Raw genomic sequence first — 19432 nt, 5'->3', positions numbered from 1 at the left:
GATGCCGCGACTCGCGGCATCCGGTTCAGGGTCAGGGTCAGGCGGTGGCTGCTGCCTTGGCGGCGGCGAGCTTGACGGCCTTGGCGACCTTCGCTGCGGCACGCAGGCGGGAGATCTCGTAGAGCGTGACGCTCGCGGCGATGCCGGCGTTGAGGGACTCGGTGCTCGCGCTGATCGGGATCGAGACGATCGCGTCGCAGGTCTCGGTGACGAGGCGCGACAGGCCCTTGCCCTCGCTGCCGACGACGACGACGATCGGGCGCTCCGCGAAGCCGAGGCCGAGCTCGGGCAGCGACGTGTCTCCGCCGCCGTCGAGGCCGATCACGAGCACACCGACCTCCTTGAGTGACTTGAGCGTCTGGGTGAGGTTGCTCGCCATCGCAACGGGCGTGCGCGCGGCCGCACCGGCGGAGGTCTTCCACGCGGAGGCCGTGACGCCGACGGACCGGCGCTGGGGCACGATCACGCCGTGGCCACCGAAGGCCGCTGTCGAGCGGATGATGGCACCCAGGTTGCGGGGATCGGTGATGCCGTCGAGGGCGACGAACAACGGCTTGAAGCCGCGGCTGATCGTGAGCTCGAGCAGTTCCATCGGGTGCGCGTACTCGTACGCGGGCACCTTGAGCGCGAGGCCCTGGTGCACGGCGTCGCGACCGGCGAGGCGGTCGAGTTCCGGGCGCATCACTTCGAGCACGGGGATGCCGCGGCCGGTCGCGAGGGTCAGGACTTCCTTGACCCGGTCATCCATTTCGATGCGGGTCGCGATGTAGAGGGTGCTCGCGGGGATCTTCGCGCGCAGGGCCTCGAGCACCGAGTTGCGCCCGGTGACGATCTCGTGCTCGTCGATCGACTTGGCCTTGCGCGTTGAGGTGCCGCCGCCGCCGGAGTTGGCGGTGGAGCGCTGCCCGCCCTGCGAACCCGTCGTGGGACGGCTGCGGCCGCCGCCGGCCGCTGCGAAGCGGTCCTGGGCTGCCTTGCGCTTCCCCGCGGGATGGTACGGACGGTCTTCGGCCTTGGGCGTGGGCTTCTTGCCCTCGAGGGCCTGGCGGCCCTGGCCGCCGGAGCCGACCTGGGGGCCGCGGCTGCCCTTGCGCACGGACCCGGTGCGAGCCTTACGGTCTGTGTTCTTCATCAGTCAAAACTCCAATGCGCACCCGAGGGGGTGTCTTCGATGGTAATTCCGGCGGCGACGAGCTCGTCCCGGATACGGTCTGCGGCCTTGTAGTCGCGGCTTTCCCTGGCGGTCTCCCGGTCGGAGAGCAGGCGCTCGACGAGGGCGGTGAGCGCGACCATGGCTGGTTCGTCCGTTGAGACGGCCCAGCCGGGCGACAGGGGGTTGATGCCGAGGACCTCGCTCATGGCGAGCACCTGGCCGCGGGCGGCCGCGGCGGCGCGGAGGTCTTCGGCGTCGAGCGCCGCGTTGCCGGTGCGCACGGTCTCGTGCAGCACGGCGAGGGCCTGGGGCACGGCGAGGTCGTCGTCCATGGCGATCGCGAACTCGTCGGGGACGAGCTCGACGCCGCTCGAGGCGAAACGCGTCTCGGCGAGGCGGCGGTCCGCCCGGTCGAGGAAGCTCTCGATGCGTTCGAGGGCGGCTTCGGCCTCTGCGAGGGAATGGTCGGTGTAGTCGATCGTGGAGCGGTAGTGTGCGGCACCGAGGTAGTAGCGCACGACGATGGCCCTGGCCTGGTCGAGCAGCTCGGCCGCGAAGACGGAGTTGCCGAGGGACTTGGACATCTTCTGGCCGTGCACGTGCACGAGGCCGTTGTGCATCCAGTACTTCGCGAACGCGTCGCCGGCCGCCGTGGACTGGGCGAGTTCGTTCTCGTGGTGCGGGAAGCGCAGGTCGAGGCCGCCGCCGTGGATGTCGAAGCCCGCGCCGAGGTAGCGGCTCGCCATCGCGGAGCACTCGATGTGCCAGCCGGGCCGGCCGGGTCCCCAGGGGGACGGCCAGGAGGCCGAGGCCGGTTCGTCGGCCTTGTGTCCCTTCCAGAGGGCGAAGTCGCGCGGGTCGTTCTTGCCGCGCGGGTCGGCGTCCGCCGCCGCTTCCATGTCGCCGCGGCCCTGACGGGTGAGCGCCCCGTACTCCGCCCAGCTGTGGGTGTCGAAGTAGACGTCGCCGGAGCCGTCGTCGGCCGGGTAGGCGTGGCCGCGGTCGATCAGGCGGGTGATCAGGTCCTGCATCTGCTGGATGCTCGCTGTCGCGCGCGGCTCGTACGTCGGGGCGAGGATGCCGAGGCGCTGGTAACCGGCAGTGAACTCGAGCTCGTAGCGGTAGGCGAGCGCCCACCACTCCTCCGCGGTGCCCGCTGCGTTGGCGAGGATCTTGTCGTCGATGTCGGTGACGTTGCGGATGAAGGTGACGTCGAAGCCGCGATAGGTGAGCCAGCGACGGAGCTGGTCGTAGACCAGTGCGCTGCGCAGGTGGCCGATGTGCGGAGACGACTGCACGGTGGGTCCGCACACGTAGATCCCGACCGCACCGGGGGTCGTCGGAATGAAGTCGCGTAAGGCCTGGGCCCGGGAATCGTACAGTTGGATCGTCACACGTCCCAGCTTAGAACAGGGCCGGTTTCCGGCAGCGGGAACTGGGGCATGAGCAGGGCCGTCGCGAGGGAAGCGAGGCCCTCGCCGCGTCCGGTGAAGCCGAGCCGGTCCGTCGTCGTCGCGGACACGCTGACCGGCGCGGACAGGATCCCGCTGAGGTACGCCTCGGCCTCGAGACGGCGCGGGCCGACCTTCGGGCGGTTACCGATGATCTGCACGGTGACGTTGCCGACCCGGAACCCGGCAGCGGTGACCAGGCGGAGGGTCTCGCGGAGGAACACGTCGCCGTGCGCCCCCTCGAGCCGGGGATCGGCCACGCCGAAGACGCCGCCGACATCGCCGAGGCCGGCGGCGGACAACAGCGCGTCGCAGATGGCGTGCACGGCGGCATCGCCGTCGCTGTGCCCGGAGAGGCCGCGCTCCCCCGGCCAGTGCAGGCCGGCCAGCCACAGCGGCGCGTCCTCGGCGTACGCATGCACGTCGAGACCCGAACCGATCCGCGGCGAGGTGGCGGCTGCCTGCCGGCCGGCCGCTGCGGCATCCGTGCGGGCGAGCTCGTCGAGGAGCGCTTCGGCCCGGTGCAGGTCCCAGGGGGTGGTGATCTTGAACGCGAGCGGGTCGCCGGGGATGACTCCGACGGAATTCCCAGCGGCCGCGACGATCTCGGCGTCGTCGGTGGGGGTCCCCGCCGGGTCGGCGGCGCTCATGGCTGCGAGCAGTACCCCGCGGGGGAAGCCCTGCGGCGTCTGCACGGCCGAGAGGGCCGAGCGGTCGACCGTCGCAAGGATCGTACCGTCTGCGTCGACGTGCTTGATGGTGTCGACCAGGGCGAGACCGGGAACGATGCCGTGCCCGGTCCGGCGCACGGCGGCGACGACGGCGTCGCACAGGCCGGAGGGGGTGAGGGCGCGGGCCGCGTCGTGAACGAGCACGGTCTCGACGCCGGGGCGCAGCAGGGCGAGGCCCCGGTCGACGGAGTCCGCGCGGGTGTCCCCGCCGACCACGACGTCGACGTACTCAGCCGCGGCCCCGGCAGCGGATGCCGCGATCGCCCGGGCCTCGGAGAGGTGGCTCTGCGGGGCGACCACGATCACCTGCGCGGGTTCGACCATGCCGAACACGGACCCGAGGGCCCGCTCGAGGAGCGTGCGGCCCTTGAGCAGCACGAAGGCCTTGGGTTCCGCGGCGCCGAGCCTCGCCCCGCTGCCTGCGGCGACGACGATGACCGCGACCGCGGGGGCTGCGTATTCAGTCATGTCTGGAGGCTATCTGCTGGAGGGAGGATGCTGCGGGATACGTCACACCGGAACGTGCGAAAGGCGGCACCTCGCGGCGCCGCCTTTCAGCGTGTGAATGACAGTGGGGTGGGCTAGGAGGCCAGGACCTCGTCGAGGACCGTGGAGGCCTTCTCTTCGTCGGTCTTTTCGGCGAGGGCCAGCTCGCTGATCAGGATCTGGCGGGCCTTGGCGAGCATCCGCTTCTCGCCGGCGGACAGGCCGCGGTCCTGGTCACGGCGCCACAGGTCGCGGACGACCTCTGAGACCTTGATGACGTCACCGGACGCGAGCTTCTCGAGGTTGGCCTTGTACCGGCGGGACCAGTTGGTGGGCTCTTCGGTGAACGGGGCGCGCAGCACCTCGAACACCTTGTCGAGGCCCTCACGGCCGATCACGTCGCGCACGCCGACGAGGTCGACGTTCTCGGCGGGAACTTCGATGGTGAGGTCGCCCTGAGTCACGTTGAGCTTCAGGTACAGTTTTTCCTCACCTTTGATGATCCGCGTTTTCACTTCCGTGATTGTCGCGGCACCGTGGTGGGGATAAACGACGGTTTCGCCTACTTCAAAAAGCATGTATGGATATCCCTTCAGCAACGTCTAGGATACCACAGCGAGGGGTGATAGGGTTTGCGACCCTGACCGGCGCCTGGGCTCGAACTGCCGTCTGGCCCGACTCCCCGATACGCTAGGCTCGAAGCGAAATCTGCGGCGTTCGCGCCTTCAGGCGCACCGTCGAACCGTTGGAGGTCTTGTGAGGGCTCGAGTCTTGCTGTCCGTGTTGTTGACGGCCGGGATCCTGCTGGGTACCAGCGGATGCAACCTGTTGGCCCCGCAGTCGACGACCAAGCACTACGACGCGAGCGACGGGGTCAGCGGCAACGTCGGCGACCTGCAGGTCCGCAACGCGATCGTGCTCTCGACGGACGGAAAGACCGGCAGCCTCCTCGTCACCGTCGTCAATGCGAGCGACTCCGCGCACAGCCTGTCCGTGCAGTACACGGCCGTGACCGGCAAGGTCACCCAGCAGGTGACCCTGAAGCCGCAGTCGAGCACCGCGATCGGTACGACCGGCGGTCCTGTGATCACCCTCGAGAACATCGACGCCCCGCTCGGCTCGCTGTTCCCCGTCTACTTCCAGTACGGCACCGAGACCGGCCTGCAGCTGCTCGCGCCGGTACTCGACGGCACCCTCCCCCAGTACTCGACCCTGCTGCCGACCACGGCCCCGTAGCGCCCGCCGGCACGAGCCGGTCGGGGCGCCACCGCCGGGTCCGTACCGACCGGGTCCGTCCGACCGGGTCCGTCCGTGCGGGTCAGGCTTCGAAGCGGTAGCCGAGGCCGCGCACGGTAACGAGCATGGTCGGCTCGGACGGCGTCGCCTCGATGCGCGAACGGATCCGCTTGATGTGCACGTCGAGCGTCTTCGTGTCGCCGAAGTAGTCGGTGCCCCAGACCCGGTCGATCAGCTGGCCGCGGGTCAGTACCCGGCCGGCGTTCCGCAGCAGGAACTCGAGGAGTTCGAACTCCTTGAGCGGCATGTTCACCACGGTGCCGCTGACCGCGACGGTGTGGCGTTCGATGTCCATCCGCACAGTCCCCGCCGTGAGCATGTTCTCGTCGTCCTCGGTCTGGTCGATACGCCGACGTGACACGGCACGGATGCGCGCGAGCAGCTCCCTGGTCGAGTACGGCTTCGTGACGTAGTCGTCCGCTCCGAGCTCGAGCCCGACGACGATGTCGACCTCGGAGTCCTTCGCGGTGAGCATGATGATCGGAACCTGGGAACGGGTGCGGATCTCGCGGCACACCTCTGTTCCGGGGATGCCGGGCAGCATCAGGTCCAACAGGATCAGGTCAGGGCCCAGCCGGTCGAACTCGCTGATGGCGCTCGGCCCGTCCTCGGCGACGGTGACCTCGTAGCCTTCGCGTTCGAGCAGGAAGCTCAACGGTTCGCTCAACGCTTGTTCGTCCTCAACCAAAAGAATGTGGGTCACGGGGTCTCTCCTGTTTTGGCCAGGGCGGTGTGACTCGCCTCAGGCAGCCGGATGGTGAACGTCGAACCGCTCCCTGGCTGGGACCAGACGCGGATGTCGCCACCGTGGATCTGCACGATGTGTTTCACGATGGAGAGACCGAGGCCCGTTCCACCGGTGTGACGGGACCGGGCCTGGTCGACCCGGAAGAATCGTTCGAAGATGCGGTCGAGGTCGGCCTCCTGGATGCCGACGCCCTGGTCGGTCACCGTGACCTCGACGACGCCGTCGTGGTGCCGCACCCCCACACCCACCCGGGAGCCCTCAGCGGAGTAGTGCACCGCGTTTGCAACGAGGTTGTGCACGGCCATCACCAGGAGGCGTTCGTCGCCCGTGACGAGGGCGCCAGAGGGCTGGCCGACGGCGAGGGTGATGCGTGCGGCATCCGCGACGACCCTGCTCTGGTCGACGGCCGAAGCGACGATGTCGTCGATATCGAGGTCCTCCGGCTCGGAGAGCGCATCCTGCGCCTGGAGGCGGGAGAGCTCGATGATCTCCTGCGTCAACCGGGTCAGACGCCCGGACTCCGTCGTAAGCCGACTGGCGAACCTGCGCACCTGCGCGGGTTCGTCCGCCGCCTGGTTGAGTGCCTCCGCGAGCAGGCCGACGGCGGCGATCGGGGTCTTGAGCTCGTGGCTGATGTTGGCCACGAAGTCCCGGCGCACCTCGTCGAGACGGAAGGCCTCCGTGCGGTCTTCGGCGAGCAGCAGCACGTACCGGGTGCCGAGCGTCGCGAGGCGCACGCGCACCCGCATGCTCGCATCGCCGAACGGGCCGCGGGAGAGGATCAGGTCTTCGGCGATCGGTTCGCCGGAACGCCGCACCTTCGCGGCGAGATCGAGGAGTTCCGGATGCACGATCTGTCGGTTCCAGACCATGCCCATCGACACGGCAGCCGGGGACGTCTTCATCACGTTGTTGGACGGGTCGAGCACAACGGCTGCGGTGTCGAGCGCGTCGAGGACCTGGTCGATGCCGTCGGGCACGGCGGGGTTCACCACCTCGGAGGCGCGACGGCCATGGCGTTCCGCGATCTGGAGCAGGCTGATGAACCCGGCACCGACCATGAGGCCCAGTGCCAGAGACACCAGCACGAGCCACGATGATTCCATTCCCCCAGATTACTGACACAAAAAAGCGGAACGAACCGTGCCGGGCCGCTGGGCGGCTACTTTAGGTAGTATTCAACACTCCGGCACCTGCCGTTAACCTCAGTCGACGAAGATTCGCTGGGGGCCAGGTGGCTGCCACGTTTCTGCGCGTACCGCGCGCCCAGGAAGGAACACAGACATATGCGTGAAGTATTCCAGCAGGAACTCGCCGAGGTTCAGGACCGCCTCGTCGAGATTTCTCGTCTCGTCGGCATCTCGATCGCCAAGTCGACGAGGGCCTTCAACGAATCCGACGTCAACCTCGCCGAAGAGGCCATCAGCGAAGACGACAAGATCGACGAACTGACCATCGAACTCGACGAACTCGCGATCACGATCCTGGCTCGCCAGCAGCCGGTCGCCCGCGACCTGCGCATTGTGGTGAGCGCGCTCCGGATCAGTTCGTCCCTCGAGAGGATGGGCGACCTCTCCACGCACATCGCCCAGCTCGCCCGTTACCGTTTCCCGGACAAGGTGGTTCCGAAGAGCCTGCGCGGCACCTTCGGTGAGATGGGCGCCCTGCTCGTGACCATCTCGACGATGCTCACCGAGCTGCTCACCACGCAGGACGTCAAACTCGCCGAGGTCATCCGCAACGAGGACGACAAGGTCGACGCACTGCACCTCAGCGTCTTCGACGCCGTCCTCGCCGAGACCTGGAACGGCGCGGCGGCCGACACGGTCGACTCGACCCTCGCAAGCCGGTACCACGAGCGCTTCGCTGACCACGCCGTCTCGATCGCCAAGAAGATCCAGTACCTCGGCACCGGCGCCTGGCAGCAGAGCACGACCGGCGTCCAGTAACCGCCTGAACCACACGGAACGGCCCCGGAAGCGAATGCTTCCGGGGCCGTTTCGGTTGGGACGGTCGAGAGTGGGCTAATTGAGGGGGAGTGCTACTTCTTGCTGCCCTGGGCCGCGACGGCCGCGGCGCCGGCGGCTGCGGCCTCGGGGTCGAGGTACTGGCCTGCGCCGATCGGGACGAGGTTCTCGTCGAGGCGGTAGACGAGCGGGATTCCGGTCGGGATGTTGAGCTCGGCGATGTCGGCGTCGCTGATGTTGTCGAGGTGCTTCACGAGGGCGCGCAGCGAGTTGCCGTGGGCGGTGACGAGAACGGTCTTGCCCGCGCGGAGGTCCGTCGCGATGTCGGACTCCCAGTAGGGCAGCATCCGGTCGACGACGTCGCTCAGGCACTCGGTGCGGGGCAGCTCGTCGCCGAGGCCGGCGTACCGCGGGTCGTGCGCCTGGGACCAGGGGGAATCGTCGGCGAGCACGGGCGGCGGCACGTCGAAGGAGCGGCGCCAGAGTTGGAACTGCTCCGGGCCGAACTTGGCGAGGGTCTCCGCCTTGTCGAGGCCCTGCAGGGCGCCGTAGTGGCGCTCGTTGAGGCGCCAGGAGCGCTTCACGGGGATCCAGAGGCGGTCGGCTTCGTCGAGCGCGATGTTCGCGGTCTGGATGGCACGGCTAAGGAGTGACGTGTGCAGGACGTCGGGCAGGAGGCCGGACTCGGCGAGGAGCTCGCCGGCGCGCTTGGCCTCCGCGGCTCCCTGCTCGCTCAGGCGAACGTCGACCCAACCGGTGAAGAGGTTCTCTTGGTTCCATAGGCTCTGGCCATGGCGAAGGAGGATGAGATTGTATGACATGACTCCAACTCTATCGAGAGCCGGGGCGGTGTTGATCGGCTGGGTTCAGTGCCCGGGGGTGCGGATGCCCAGCCGCGGCAGCCGGGGGATCTCGGCGACAGAGCCGGCCGACTGCGGAACGATGACCTGCTGGGTCGCGGCGACCGCGATCTCCTCGCTGAGCACCTGGAGCACCACGGTGGCCGGTACGGTGCGTTTGACGACGGCGAGGGCGATCGGCCCGAGCTCGTGGTGGATCGCGCTCGAGGTGATCGTGCCGACGCCGCGGCGTTCGGTGTCGCCGTCGGGGAGCCGGCGGACGGCCTGGACTTCGTCGCCGTGCACGGGCAGCACGCCCTGGGAGCCGTCGAGGTGGAGAAGCACGAGCCGCCGCGGTGGGTGCCCGAGGTTGTGCACCTTCGCGACGGTCTCCTGGCCGCGGTAGCAGCCCTTGTTCAGGTGCACGGCGCTGCGCAGCCAGTCGAGCTCGTGCGGGAGGGTCCTGTCGTCGACCTCCGTCGCCCGGCGGGGCCGCCAGGCGGCGATCCGAAGCGCCTCGAGGGCGAGCAGGCCGGCCGCGCGCACGGCGCCGCGGCGGACGGCGCCCGTCACGGCGGGAAGCGCGGGCCGGGGCACGAGCGACTCGGTCCAGTGCCAGTCCGCGCCGGGATGCGCCGGGTCTTCCGCGTACTGGAAGCCACCGGTGACGACGGCAGCCCACGGGTCGTGCCAGACCAGGGGGGTTCCGTTCGGTGCCGCGGGTTCGAGCGCGGGCACGGCGCCGGCGAGGTCGTCGATGCTGCCCATCGTGCCGATCACGGCGTACTCGTCGGTGCGGTCGCGCAGTTCGACCCGCAGCATGAAACGCATCCGGTCGAGCCACGCCTGCAGCGCGGGCAGTTCGGCGGCCTCGACGATGAGCCACGCCTCCGTGCCGTCGTCGACGAGCCGCACCGCATGCTCGATGTGGCCGGTGGGGTCGAGCACGAGGGTCTCCGCCGATTCCCCCGGCTTGAGGAACCGCAGTTCCTGGCTCGTGATCGAGTTGAGCCAGGTCAGCCGGTCCGGGCCGGAAACGCCGAGCACCGCACGGTGGGAGAGGTCGACGATGGCCTCGCCGGCGAGCAGGTGCCGTTGTTCGATCATGGGGTTGCCGTAGTGGGCGGCGACGCCGGCATCGAGGCCGGTGGCCTGCACGGCGCCGGGCAGGTCGAGCAGGGCTGAAGCGGATGCTGTCTGCGGGGTCATGAGGACTTCTTCCGGGGTTTGCTTAACGCGAAGGCGCGCATCGGGGACAACGCGGGAACCGCCGGGATTATTCGACCCGCTTGAGCCGGCCGGAGGCGTGGGTGCGCAGGCTCTGCCCGAGGGCGGCGATGTCCCAGGCCCAGAGCAGGTGGCCGTCGACGAGGCCGTAGAGCCGGGTCGCCGCCGAGTACGCCTTCGCGCCCTGGGTGCGCATCACCGCGTCGGTCGCGAGGTCGATCCGTGGCCCCTTGACCTGGCCGAGGTAGATCTCGGCGACACCGCCGGGGTGCACGAGGGTCACGTCGATGTCGAAGCCGCCGTCGGCGTTGCGGAGGGTCTCGACCGCGGACGCCGTCGTGAACGGATGCGTGCCCTCTGCCGGAAGCAGACCGGGCCCCGGGTCGCCTGCGCCCTGGGGACGGCTCAGACGCCAGTACCCCGTCTCGGTCATGAGCGGGGTCTTACCGCCGAGGGCGGCCGCGGTGCTGTTTGCGGCAGCGGCGGTGTCGGCAGCATCGGCGGTGTCGGCAGCATCGGCGGCGTCCTCGCCGGCGTTCGCTGCGGCATCCGCTTCGAGCCAGGTATAGGAGCTGTAGTTCAGGTGCGGAAGGCCGTCGTGGCTGAAACTCAGCCGGTGGCCGAATTCACGCGTGACCGATCGCCCGGAAGGAAGGACGTAGTCGATGACGCCGGACCCTTCCCAGACGCCGAGAAGCCACGAGAGCGGAACCAGTTCGGACGGGAGCTGGGTCGGAAGCTCGAACATCGAGGGTTACCGCTGCCCCCGGAACAGCTTGAACAACACGACGCCGGAGACCCAGGCGATCGACAGGCTCGCGAGCGCGAGGAGGCCCAGGAAGAAGATTTCGAGCGCGAGGATTGACATGACACCACCTTAGCTCCCGGCGGGGGTCGAACTGCCTGTGCGACGACCGCCGCGACAGCTTTATCAGTTCGTTATAGAAGCCCGGCGAGCGCGAAGATCCCGGTCGCGGCGGCGAGGACGACGACCACGCCGACGAGGCTCACGGTCACCCGGTGCACGTAGCCCTCTTTCTGGCCGGTCGCGAGCTGGATAGAGAGGGTACCGATGGTGCAGCCCGCGAGGGAGAGGCCGATCCAGACGATGGAGTGTCCGGGCGCCGCGAGCGCCCCGGTGAGCACCGAACAGACGACAGCGAACGCCCAGACCAGGCCGATGCTTCTCCACTGCCACTTCACTCTCCCATTCTGCCCTGCCCTGAGAGCAATTGGCTGCACGCTAGGATTGGCCAACAATGGTTGGAGGGCCCGAGTGGCGCAATTATTGATCCTGACCTCCGCGGTCGGCGGGGAGGTCCTGCCGGCACTGGCGTTGCTCTCGCACGGAATCCGTGTCATCCCTGCCCAGCCGGACCAGCTCATCACCGCCCCGGACTCCGATGTCATCCTCGTCGATGCCCGCACCAACCTGATGGCTGCCAAGTCGCTGTGCCAGATCATGCAGACGACGGGCAGCCAGGTCCCGCTGCTGCTCGTGATCACCGAGGGCGGCCTCGCCGCCGTCAGCCCCGGCTGGGGCATCGACGACGTCATCCTCGACACGGCCGGTCCCGCGGAGGTCGATGCCCGCATCCGCCTCGCCGCCGGACGCACGCCGCGGGCCGAGGAATCCGCGCTGATCCGCGCCGCCGGCGTCGTCATCGACGAGGCCAGCTATTCCGCGAAGGTCTACGGCCGGCCGCTCGACCTCACCTATAAGGAATTCGAGCTGCTCCGCTTCCTCGCGGCCCATCCCTCCCGCGTCTTCACGCGCGAGCAACTGCTCAGCGAGGTCTGGGGCTACGACTACTTCGGCGGCACCCGCACGGTCGACGTGCACGTCCGACGCCTCCGCGCCAAACTCGGCGACCAGGAATCGCTGATCGGCACCGTGCGCAACGTCGGATACCGCTTCAACGTGCAGGAACCAGAGGTCGTCCGTGATCCGTCCGTCGCACGGGCCTGACGACAGCAGCTTCGCGCTCTCCTGGGCCGCGGTGACGGATGCCGCCGCCCGCGTCGACGGGTACGCTCCGCTCAACGAGCAGGCCACCCTCGACGTCGCGGCCGGGCGCCGCACTCCCCTGTTGCTCCGGGACGGTGAGGCGATCGGGGACCCCGTCGTCGGGGCGCTCGTCCTCGGCGCCGGAGAACTCGACCTCGTCGTGCACCCCGACGTCCGCAGGAACGGCCACGCCACCGCGGCCCTGACCGAGCTCTTCGGCGACCCCGCGTACGCGGCGGATGTTCCGGACGGCCTGACCGCCTGGGCGCACGGCGATCATCCGGCGGCCCGCGCCCTCGCTCAGCGTTTCGGCTTCGACGCGGTCCGGCGCCTCCTGCAGCTGGAACTGACGCTCGACGCAGCCGCTCCCCCGGCATCCGCTGTCGCGACGACGACGGAGGCTGCGGTGACGGCAGCCGACGGCATCGTGATCACGGCCTTCGACTCCGACACGGATGCGGACGCCTGGATCGCCCTGAACGCTCGCACCTTCGCCACGCACCCCGAGCAGGGCGGCATCACTGCGGCCGACCTCGCCGACCGCATGGACGAGGACTGGTTCGACGCGGGCGACTTCCTCGTCGCCCGCCACGGCGCCGCCCTCGTCGGCTACAACTGGCTGAAGATCGAGCCGGGAGCAGCGGAGGGGGAGGTCTACGTGGTGGGGGTGAGCCCCGAGTGGAGCGGGCACGGGCTCGGACGCCGGCTGATGACCGCCGGACTCGAGCGACTGCGTCTGCGCGGGGTGACGAGCGCGACGCTCTATGTCGAAGGCGACAATGTGCCCGCCGTGCGGCTGTATCACTCCCTCGGATTCACGGACCGCGCTGTCGACGTGCAGTACCGCCGCCGAACCCGATAGGCACTGTTCACCCGGAACCGTCGCACCGGCAGGTCCCACGGTGTCAGGATGGACACATGGACGGCGAAAACATTCAGGACGAATCGGGTCTCGGAAGCGACTTCGATGACGATTTCGATCCCCTGACCGGCAAGGACGACCCGGCACTCCCCACCAACCGGTATCTCGACCGGGAATTGAGCTGGCTCGCGTTCAACCAGAGGGTGCTCGAACTCGCCGAGGACCCGCTGCTCCCGGTGCTCGAGCGCGCGAACTTCCTCGCCATCTTCTCGAGCAACCTCGACGAGTTCTTCATGGTCCGCGTCGCCGGACTCAAGCGCCGCATCCTGACCGGACTCGCCGTACCGACGAACATCGGCACCGCCCCGCAGGATGCCCTCTCCGACATCTCGGCGATGGCGCACGTGCTCCAGGACCGGCACGCCCGCGCGTTCCAGGACCTGGTCAGCCCGGCCATGATGGACGCCGGCATCCACATCGCCACCTGGGACAGCCTCGACGAGGCCGACCACCGATCGCTCCGCGACTACTTCTCCAACCAGATCTTCCCGGTGCTGATGCCCCTCGCGGTCGACCCGGTGCATCCGTTTCCCTACATCTCGGGCCTCTCGCTCAACCTCGCCGTGCGGGTGCGCAACTCGAAGACCGGCAAGCAGGAGTTCGCCAGGCTCAAGGTGCCGACGATGCTGCCGCGCTTCGTGCGCGTCGACCGCCGTGAGGGCTTCGAGAGTGTGCGCTTCATCATGCTCGAGGACCTGATCGCCAATCACCTCGGCGACCTGTTCCCCGGCATGGACATCCTCGAACACCACGTCTTCCGGGTGACTAGGAACGAGGACGTCGAGATCGAGGAAGACGAGACCGAGAACCTGATCAAGGCCCTCGAGAAGGAGCTGCTGCGCCGCCGGTTCGGCCCGCCCATCCGCCTCGAGATCACCGAGGACATGGACGAGGTCACCCTCGGCCTGCTCGTGCGCGAGCTCGACGTCACCGAGCAGGAGGTGTACCGGCTGCCCGCACCGCTCGACCTCGGCGGGCTGTTCGACCTGCGCGTCGACCGCCCGGACCTGCGCTACGTCAAGCACGTCCCGACGACGGCCGTGCAGCTGCTCGCGCCGGAGCCGAACGCCGAGCCCGACATCTTCAGCTCGATCGCGCGCCGCGACATCCTGCTGCACCACCCGTACGAGTCTTTCGCGACGAGCGTGCAGGCGTTCCTCGAACAGGCCGCCGCGGACCCGGACGTGCTCGCGATCAAGCAGACCCTGTACCGCACTTCCGGCGACAGCCCGATCGTCGAGGCGCTCATCGCGGCCGCCGAATCCGGCAAGCAGGTGCTCGCCCTCGTCGAGATCAAGGCCCGCTTCGACGAGCAGGCGAACATCTCCTGGGCGCGCAAGCTCGAGAAGGCCGGCGTGCACGTCGTCTACGGCCTCGTCGGCCTCAAGACGCACTGCAAGCTCGCCCTCGTCGTACGCAACGAGAACGGCGTGCTGCGGCACTACAGCCACATCGGCACCGGCAACTACAACCCGAAGACCAGCAGGCTCTACGAGGACCTCGGCCTTCTGACGGCGGACCCCCAGGTCGGCAAGGACCTGACCCGTCTGTTCAACGAGCTGTCCGGGTACGCGATCGAGAAGAAGTTCAAGCGGCTCCTCGTCGCGCCCCTGCACCTGCGTCGCGGGCTGTTGAAGGCGATCAACCTGGAGACGCAGGCCGCCCTCGACGGCAAGCCCTCCGGCATCCGCATCAAGGTCAACTCGATGGTCGACGAGGCCATCATCGACGCGCTCTACCGGGCCAGCCAGGCCAGGGTTCCCGTCGAGGTCTGGGTGCGCGGCATCTGCAGCCTGACGCCGGGCATCCCCGGGGTCAGCGAGACGATCAAGGTGCGGTCGATCCTCGGCCGTTACCTCGAGCACTCCCGGATCTTCTCGTTCCACAACGGCGGGGACACCCAGGTGTATATCGGCAGCGCCGACATGATGCACCGCAACCTCGACCGACGCGTCGAAGCACTCGTGCGCCTCGTCGACCCCGATCACCTGATCGAGATCGATGGGCTGTTCAACCGGGCCATGGACGACCGCACGGCGTCCTGGTGGCTCGACAACACCGGCGAATGGACCCGCCACCACCTCGATGATTCCGGAAAGCCGCTCGACGACATGCAGGACCGATTGATGCAGCAGATCTCCCGACGCGTGCGGCCGACGGGTCGCCGATGAGTGCGGTCCTGCCGAACGGAGCGATTTACGCCGCCGGTGCGGTCTGCTGGCGCCTGATCGACGGCAAGATGCACATCCTGCTCGTGCACCGCACGGTGTACGGCGACGTGACCATCCCCAAGGGGAAGGTCGACCCCGGCGAGACCATGCCGCAGACGGCGGTGCGGGAGATCGAGGAAGAGACCGGCCTCGCGGTCGCCCTCGGCGTGCCTCTCGGCGAATCACGGTATTCGATCGGCAACGGCCGGGAGAAGGTCGTGCAGTATTGGGCTGCCGAAGTGCACCCCGCGGAGATCCAGCGCTCGACCTTCGTGCCGAACAGCGAGATCGCGGCGATCGAATGGGTCACGATCAAGAAGGCCCGCAGTTACCTCAGCTATGCCCAGGACGTCGAGATCATCGACGCCTTCGCCGAACTCGTCGACCGGGGAGTGACGACGACCTTCGCCCTCATCGCTCTCCGGCACGGCAAGGCGGTCACCGGGTCGAGCTGGGCCGGCCCGGACAGCACACGGCCCCTCACCGAACGCGGCGTCGCCCAGGCCGTCGAACTCGTGCCGACCGTGACAGCATGGCGCCCGCGCCGCATCGTGTCGAGCACGGCCACCCGGTGCATCACGACCGTCGCCCCGCTCGCGGCCGCGACCGGCATCCCGATCAAGCGCACGGAGCTGTTCAGCCAGGACGCCTTCGAACAGGGCGTTGCGGATGTCCGCGCCGGCATCGGCAAGCGCATCCGCTCCCGCAAGACCGCCGTCATCTGCAGCCACGGTCCGGTGCTGCCCGAGATCCTGCACGAGATCGCGCTCGCCACCGGGAGCACCTTCGGTTCGTACGTCGAGGACGCCTCCCACCTCGACATCGGCTCGTTCTCGGTCGTACACCTCTCCCACGAGAACCCCAGCGCCGGGATCCTCGGCATCGAGACCTACCGCCCCAGCGTCTGACCGCCCGCAGGCCCGTTGAACAGCCCGTTCACGTTAACCTTCCGTTCATCTTCCGGAGGGGGTGTCGTTAAGCCGTCGGATTATCGTCTGACCGGGGCCAGCACCGGCTCCACCCTGCAGTCAGTTTCACTGCTGTCAACCCTCGAAAGGGAAAATTCGTGAATCTCAAGCGTTTTGGCCGACCCGCAGTCATCGCCGTCGCCGCCGCTCTCGCTCTGTCCTCGTGTGCCTCCAACGAAGCCGGAACCGGCTCGAGCACCACCGCAGCGACCACAAGCACCCTCACCGGAACGCTCACCGGCGCCGGCTCGTCCGCCCAGGGCTCGGCCCAGGAAGCCTGGATCAAAGCGTTCCAGACCGCCAACCCGAACGTCACGGTCAACTACGACCCGACCGGTTCCGGCGCTGGCCGCTCCACCTTCATCGCCGGCGGCTCCGACTTCGCCGGCAGCGACTCTGCGCTCAACGACACCGAGCTCGCCGGAACCTTCGCCGCCTGCGCCCCCGGCGCCAAGGCCGTGGACCTGCCCGTCTACATCTCCCCGATCGCGGTCATCTTCAACGTCGCCGGAGTCACGGACCTGAAGCTCGACTCCGCGACCCTCGCACACATCTTCCGCGGCGAGATCAAGACCTGGAACGACCCGGCCATCGCCGCGCTCAACTCCGGCGTCACCCTCCCGGCCACGGCGATCACCGCCGTGCACCGCTCGGACGACTCCGGCACCACGAAGAACTTCACCGACTACCTCTTCCAGACCGCACCGACCGTGTGGACCGACAAGGCAGCCGACGCTTTCCCGATCCAGGGCGGCGAAGGCGCCAAGGGTACCTCCGGTGTCGTTGACGCCGTGACCAACGGCGTCGGCACCATCGGCTACGCGGACGCATCCAAGGCCGGCAAGCTCGGCGTCGCGAAGATCAAGGTCGGCGACTCGTTCGTCGGCTACACCGCTGAAGCCGCGGCCGCCGTCGTCGCCGAGTCCCCGCTCGTCACGGGCCGCGACGCGAGCGACCTCGCCATCAAGATCAACCGCACCACGACCGACGCGACGCACTACCCGCTCGTTCTGGTCAGCTACGCGATCGTCTGCACCGAATACGCCAAGCCCGCCCAGGGCGAGCTCGCCAAGGCCTACGTGACCTACATGGCCAGCGCAGACGGCCAGAAGGTCGCCGCATCCGCCGGCGGCGCCGCACCGCTCTCGACCGACCTGGCCGACAAGGTCGCCGCGGTTCTCGCGACCGTCAAGTAACACCCGCTTCACCGGCATCACCAGCACCGCCGAAGTCTGCCCGGCCAGGGTCCGCGTCGTATCAGCGGCCCGGACCGGGCAGACTGGGGTGTACGGCCCCCGGACCGCACACCGTTTTCGCTCCACCACCCGAACCTCAGGGAGACGCCCGGCATGACCTCCGTAGTTGCCCGCGATCGAATCCGAGCCCCGCAACGTCCCGGCGATGTGATCTTCTCCACGGCGACCGTCGTCGCCGGCAGCCTCATCCTCGCCGTGCTCGCCGCCGTCGCCGGGTTCCTGCTGATCCAGAGCCTGCCCGCGTTCGTCGCGGCACCCGCCGACTTCAGCGGTGGATTCACCAACTTCTGGGCCTACGTCTGGCCCCTCGCGTTCGGCACGCTCTGGTCGGCACTCCTGGCGATGATCATCGCGATCCCGCTCGCGATCGGCATCGCCCTCTTCATCTCCCATTACGCCCCGCGGCGGATCGCCCAGGGCCTGGGCTACGTCATCGACCTCCTCGCCGCCGTTCCGTCCGTGGTCTTCGGCCTCTGGGGCATCGGCGTGCTGGCCCCGCTCGTCCAGCCCTTCTACGCGAACCTCGTCGACTGGTTCGGCTGGTTCCCGCTCTTCGCCGGACCGGTCTCCGGAACCGGCCGCACCATCCTGACCGTCGCCATCGTGCTCGCGGTCATGGTGCTCCCGATCATCACCGCGCTCTGCCGGGAGATCTTCCTGCAGACCCCGGTGCTCTACGAGGAAGCCTCCCTCGCCCTCGGCGCCACCCGCTGGGAGATGATCTCGATGGCGGTCCTCCCCTTCGGCCGCTCCGGCATCATCTCCGCATCGATGCTCGGCCTCGGCCGCGCCCTCGGCGAGACGATGGCGGTCGCGATGGTGCTCTCGCCGAGCCCGACGGTGCTCTTCCAGCTGCTGACGTCGCAGAACCCCACGACGATCGCCGCGAACATCGCACTCAACTTCCCGGAGGCGCACGGCGTCGGTGTGAACATCCTGCTCGCGACCGGCCTCGTCCTCTTCGTCATCACCCTCGGGGTCAACATGATCGCCCGCTACATCATCAACCGCCGCAAGGCATTCTCGGGAGCGAACTGATGAGCAGCACGACCGCCACCCGGACCGCGAACGCACCCCAGGCCAACGCATACGCCGCAGGCAAACTACCCAAGAACTCCACGCTCTACGTGCTGCTCGCGAGCTGGATCGTCACCGGAGCGGTCTTCCTGGTGCTCCAGCTCTCGGGGGCCACCTCCGGCTTCAACATCGTCGGCACGATCTTCTTCGGCACCGTGCTCTACTGCATCGCCATCTACGCGCTCTCCTACGCCGTCGAAGGCGCCCGCAGGGCCAAGGACCGCCTCGTCACGTCGCTCGTCACCGCGGCCTTCGTGATCGCGCTGCTCCCGCTGATCTCCCTGGTCTTCACGACCGTCGTCAACGGGCTCCCGGCCTTCCTCACCCCGACGTTCTTCACTGAGTCCCAGCGCAACGTCGTCGGTGCGGGCGGTGGCGCCCTGCACGCGATCATGGGCACCCTCGAGATCACCGGCGTCGCCACGCTCATCTCGGTGCCGATCGGCCTGCTCGCCGCGGTCTACCTCACCGAGTACGGACGCGGCCGCCTCGCCCAGGCGATCACCTTCTTCGTGGACGTGATGACCGGCATCCCCTCGATCGTGGCCGGCCTGTTCTCGTTCGCCTTCTTCTCGCTGCTGTTCCACGATGCGGGCATCCGATTCGGCTTCGGCGGTGCCGTCGCACTGTCGGTGCTGATGATCCCGGTCGTGGTGCGCTCGAGCGAGGAAATGCTCAAGCTCGTGCCGAACGAACTGCGCGAGGCCGCGTACGCCCTCGGTGTCCCGAAGTGGCTGACCATTCTCAAGGTCGTGCTGCCGACCTCGATCGCCGGTATCGTGACGGGGATCATGATCTCGATCTCCCGCGTCATTGGCGAGACGGCCCCGCTGCTGATCATCTCCGGCTTCACGGCGAGCATGAACTACGACCTGTTCAGCCAGCGGATGATGACCCTTCCGGTATTCGTGTACACCCAGTACGCGAACCAGGGCACAGACACCCAGGCGTACCTCGACCGGGCCTGGGCCGGCGCACTCACCCTCGTTCTCATCGTGATGCTCCTCAACGGCCTCGCGCGGCTCATCGCCAGAATCTTCTCCCCAAAGCTCGGCCGCTAGGCCCCACCCGGCCGCTGGCCGCAACTCGAAGG

At 68.4% G+C, this 19432-nt stretch carries 19 protein-coding genes; 9 read left to right on the top strand and 10 right to left on the bottom strand.

The genetic code is table 11. The annotated features are described in order from the left end of the window. Positions 1-37 precede the first annotated feature (37 nt). From rlmB to MQH31_RS02265, 4 genes are all read right to left on the bottom strand, one after another. Positions 38-1132, bottom strand: coding sequence for a 23S rRNA (guanosine(2251)-2'-O)-methyltransferase RlmB (gene rlmB, locus MQH31_RS02280; RefSeq protein WP_134450028.1), 1095 nt, complete (start codon positions 1130-1132; stop codon positions 38-40). Further along, positions 1132-2547: a cysteine--tRNA ligase gene (cysS, locus tag MQH31_RS02275; RefSeq protein ID WP_243010750.1), complete on the bottom strand. Its 1416-nt coding sequence runs from the start codon at positions 2545-2547 to the stop codon at positions 1132-1134. Before cysS ends, rlmB begins: the two co-directional genes overlap by 1 nt. After that, positions 2544-3803, bottom strand: a complete 1260-nt coding sequence (gene ispD, locus MQH31_RS02270) for a 2-C-methyl-D-erythritol 4-phosphate cytidylyltransferase (RefSeq protein WP_243010749.1) — start codon at positions 3801-3803, stop codon at positions 2544-2546. The genes cysS and ispD overlap by 4 nt, the downstream gene beginning before the upstream one ends. Positions 3804-3916: 113 nt before the next feature. Continuing rightward, positions 3917-4399, bottom strand: coding sequence for a CarD family transcriptional regulator (locus tag MQH31_RS02265; protein ID WP_035879449.1), 483 nt, complete (start codon positions 4397-4399; stop codon positions 3917-3919). Between the two features lie 178 nt (positions 4400-4577). On the opposite strand from MQH31_RS02265, the gene MQH31_RS02260 reads away from it, so the two are divergent. After that, entirely contained in the window at positions 4578-5057 is a 480-nt protein-coding gene (locus MQH31_RS02260; protein ID WP_243010748.1) for a hypothetical protein, read from the top strand. Between the two features lie 82 nt (positions 5058-5139). Here MQH31_RS02260 and MQH31_RS02255 read toward each other — a convergent pair whose 3' ends face one another. Then, complete coding sequence (locus tag MQH31_RS02255; RefSeq protein ID WP_134533949.1) at positions 5140-5820, bottom strand: response regulator; 681 nt, start codon at positions 5818-5820, stop codon at positions 5140-5142. Then, the gene (locus MQH31_RS02250) at positions 5817-6971 is read right to left on the bottom strand and encodes a sensor histidine kinase (protein ID WP_243010747.1); all 1155 of its coding nucleotides are present in this window, start codon (positions 6969-6971) and stop codon (positions 5817-5819) included. The genes MQH31_RS02255 and MQH31_RS02250 overlap by 4 nt, the downstream gene beginning before the upstream one ends. Positions 6972-7151: 180 nt before the next feature. Here MQH31_RS02250 and phoU point away from each other — a divergent pair, with 180 nt between their 5' ends. Then, positions 7152-7814, top strand: coding sequence for a phosphate signaling complex protein PhoU (gene phoU, locus MQH31_RS02245; RefSeq protein ID WP_134533953.1), 663 nt, complete (start codon positions 7152-7154; stop codon positions 7812-7814). A 92-nt stretch (positions 7815-7906) separates the two neighbouring features. Here phoU and MQH31_RS02240 read toward each other — a convergent pair whose 3' ends face one another. The 4 genes from MQH31_RS02240 to MQH31_RS02225 all read right to left on the bottom strand — a co-directional run bounded on the left by MQH31_RS02240 (position 7907) and on the right by MQH31_RS02225 (position 11101). After that, positions 7907-8653 (bottom strand): phosphoglyceromutase, encoded by a 747-nt coding sequence (locus MQH31_RS02240; RefSeq protein ID WP_134533955.1) that lies wholly within the window; start codon positions 8651-8653, stop codon positions 7907-7909. A 45-nt stretch (positions 8654-8698) separates the two neighbouring features. After that, a complete protein-coding gene (gene ygfZ, locus MQH31_RS02235; RefSeq protein ID WP_243010746.1) occupies positions 8699-9880 on the bottom strand; it encodes a CAF17-like 4Fe-4S cluster assembly/insertion protein YgfZ in 1182 nt (393 codons plus the stop codon). Between the two features lie 67 nt (positions 9881-9947). Then, positions 9948-10646, bottom strand: a complete 699-nt coding sequence (locus tag MQH31_RS02230; protein ID WP_243010745.1) for a heme-binding beta-barrel domain-containing protein — start codon at positions 10644-10646, stop codon at positions 9948-9950. A gap of 191 nt (positions 10647-10837) precedes the next feature. Further along, positions 10838-11101: a hypothetical protein gene (locus tag MQH31_RS02225; RefSeq protein WP_243010744.1), complete on the bottom strand. Its 264-nt coding sequence runs from the start codon at positions 11099-11101 to the stop codon at positions 10838-10840. Positions 11102-11174: 73 nt separating this feature from the next. On the opposite strand from MQH31_RS02225, the gene MQH31_RS02220 reads away from it, so the two are divergent. The 7 genes from MQH31_RS02220 to pstA all read left to right on the top strand — a co-directional run bounded on the left by MQH31_RS02220 (position 11175) and on the right by pstA (position 19400). After that, complete coding sequence (locus MQH31_RS02220; protein ID WP_243010743.1) at positions 11175-11867, top strand: winged helix-turn-helix transcriptional regulator; 693 nt, start codon at positions 11175-11177, stop codon at positions 11865-11867. Further along, a complete protein-coding gene (mshD, locus tag MQH31_RS02215) occupies positions 11842-12768 on the top strand; it encodes a mycothiol synthase (RefSeq protein WP_243010742.1) in 927 nt (308 codons plus the stop codon). Before MQH31_RS02220 ends, mshD begins: the two co-directional genes overlap by 26 nt. A 56-nt stretch (positions 12769-12824) precedes the next feature. Then, complete coding sequence (locus MQH31_RS02210; RefSeq protein WP_243010741.1) at positions 12825-14999, top strand: RNA degradosome polyphosphate kinase; 2175 nt, start codon at positions 12825-12827, stop codon at positions 14997-14999. Continuing rightward, complete coding sequence (locus MQH31_RS02205) at positions 14996-15946, top strand: NUDIX hydrolase (RefSeq protein WP_243010740.1); 951 nt, start codon at positions 14996-14998, stop codon at positions 15944-15946. The genes MQH31_RS02210 and MQH31_RS02205 overlap by 4 nt, the downstream gene beginning before the upstream one ends. Positions 15947-16104: 158 nt before the next feature. Next, a complete protein-coding gene (gene pstS / locus MQH31_RS02200; RefSeq protein ID WP_134533967.1) occupies positions 16105-17202 on the top strand; it encodes a phosphate ABC transporter substrate-binding protein PstS in 1098 nt (365 codons plus the stop codon). A 153-nt stretch (positions 17203-17355) separates the two neighbouring features. Beyond that, positions 17356-18300, top strand: a complete 945-nt coding sequence (gene pstC, locus MQH31_RS02195; protein ID WP_243010739.1) for a phosphate ABC transporter permease subunit PstC — start codon at positions 17356-17358, stop codon at positions 18298-18300. Then, positions 18300-19400 carry a phosphate ABC transporter permease PstA gene (gene pstA / locus MQH31_RS02190; RefSeq protein ID WP_243010738.1) on the top strand — a complete coding sequence of 367 codons (1101 nt, stop codon included), beginning with the start codon at positions 18300-18302 and terminating at the stop codon, positions 19398-19400. The genes pstC and pstA overlap by 1 nt, the downstream gene beginning before the upstream one ends. Positions 19401-19432: the final 32 nt, after the last annotated feature.

The organism is Cryobacterium zhongshanensis, from assembly GCF_022760445.1.
In the GTDB taxonomy this organism is placed as follows: Bacteria; Actinomycetota; Actinomycetes; order Actinomycetales; family Microbacteriaceae; genus Cryobacterium; species Cryobacterium algoricola.
Note: the sequence above shows the minus strand (reverse complement) of the source record. Positions and strands in the feature narration are given on the sequence as shown.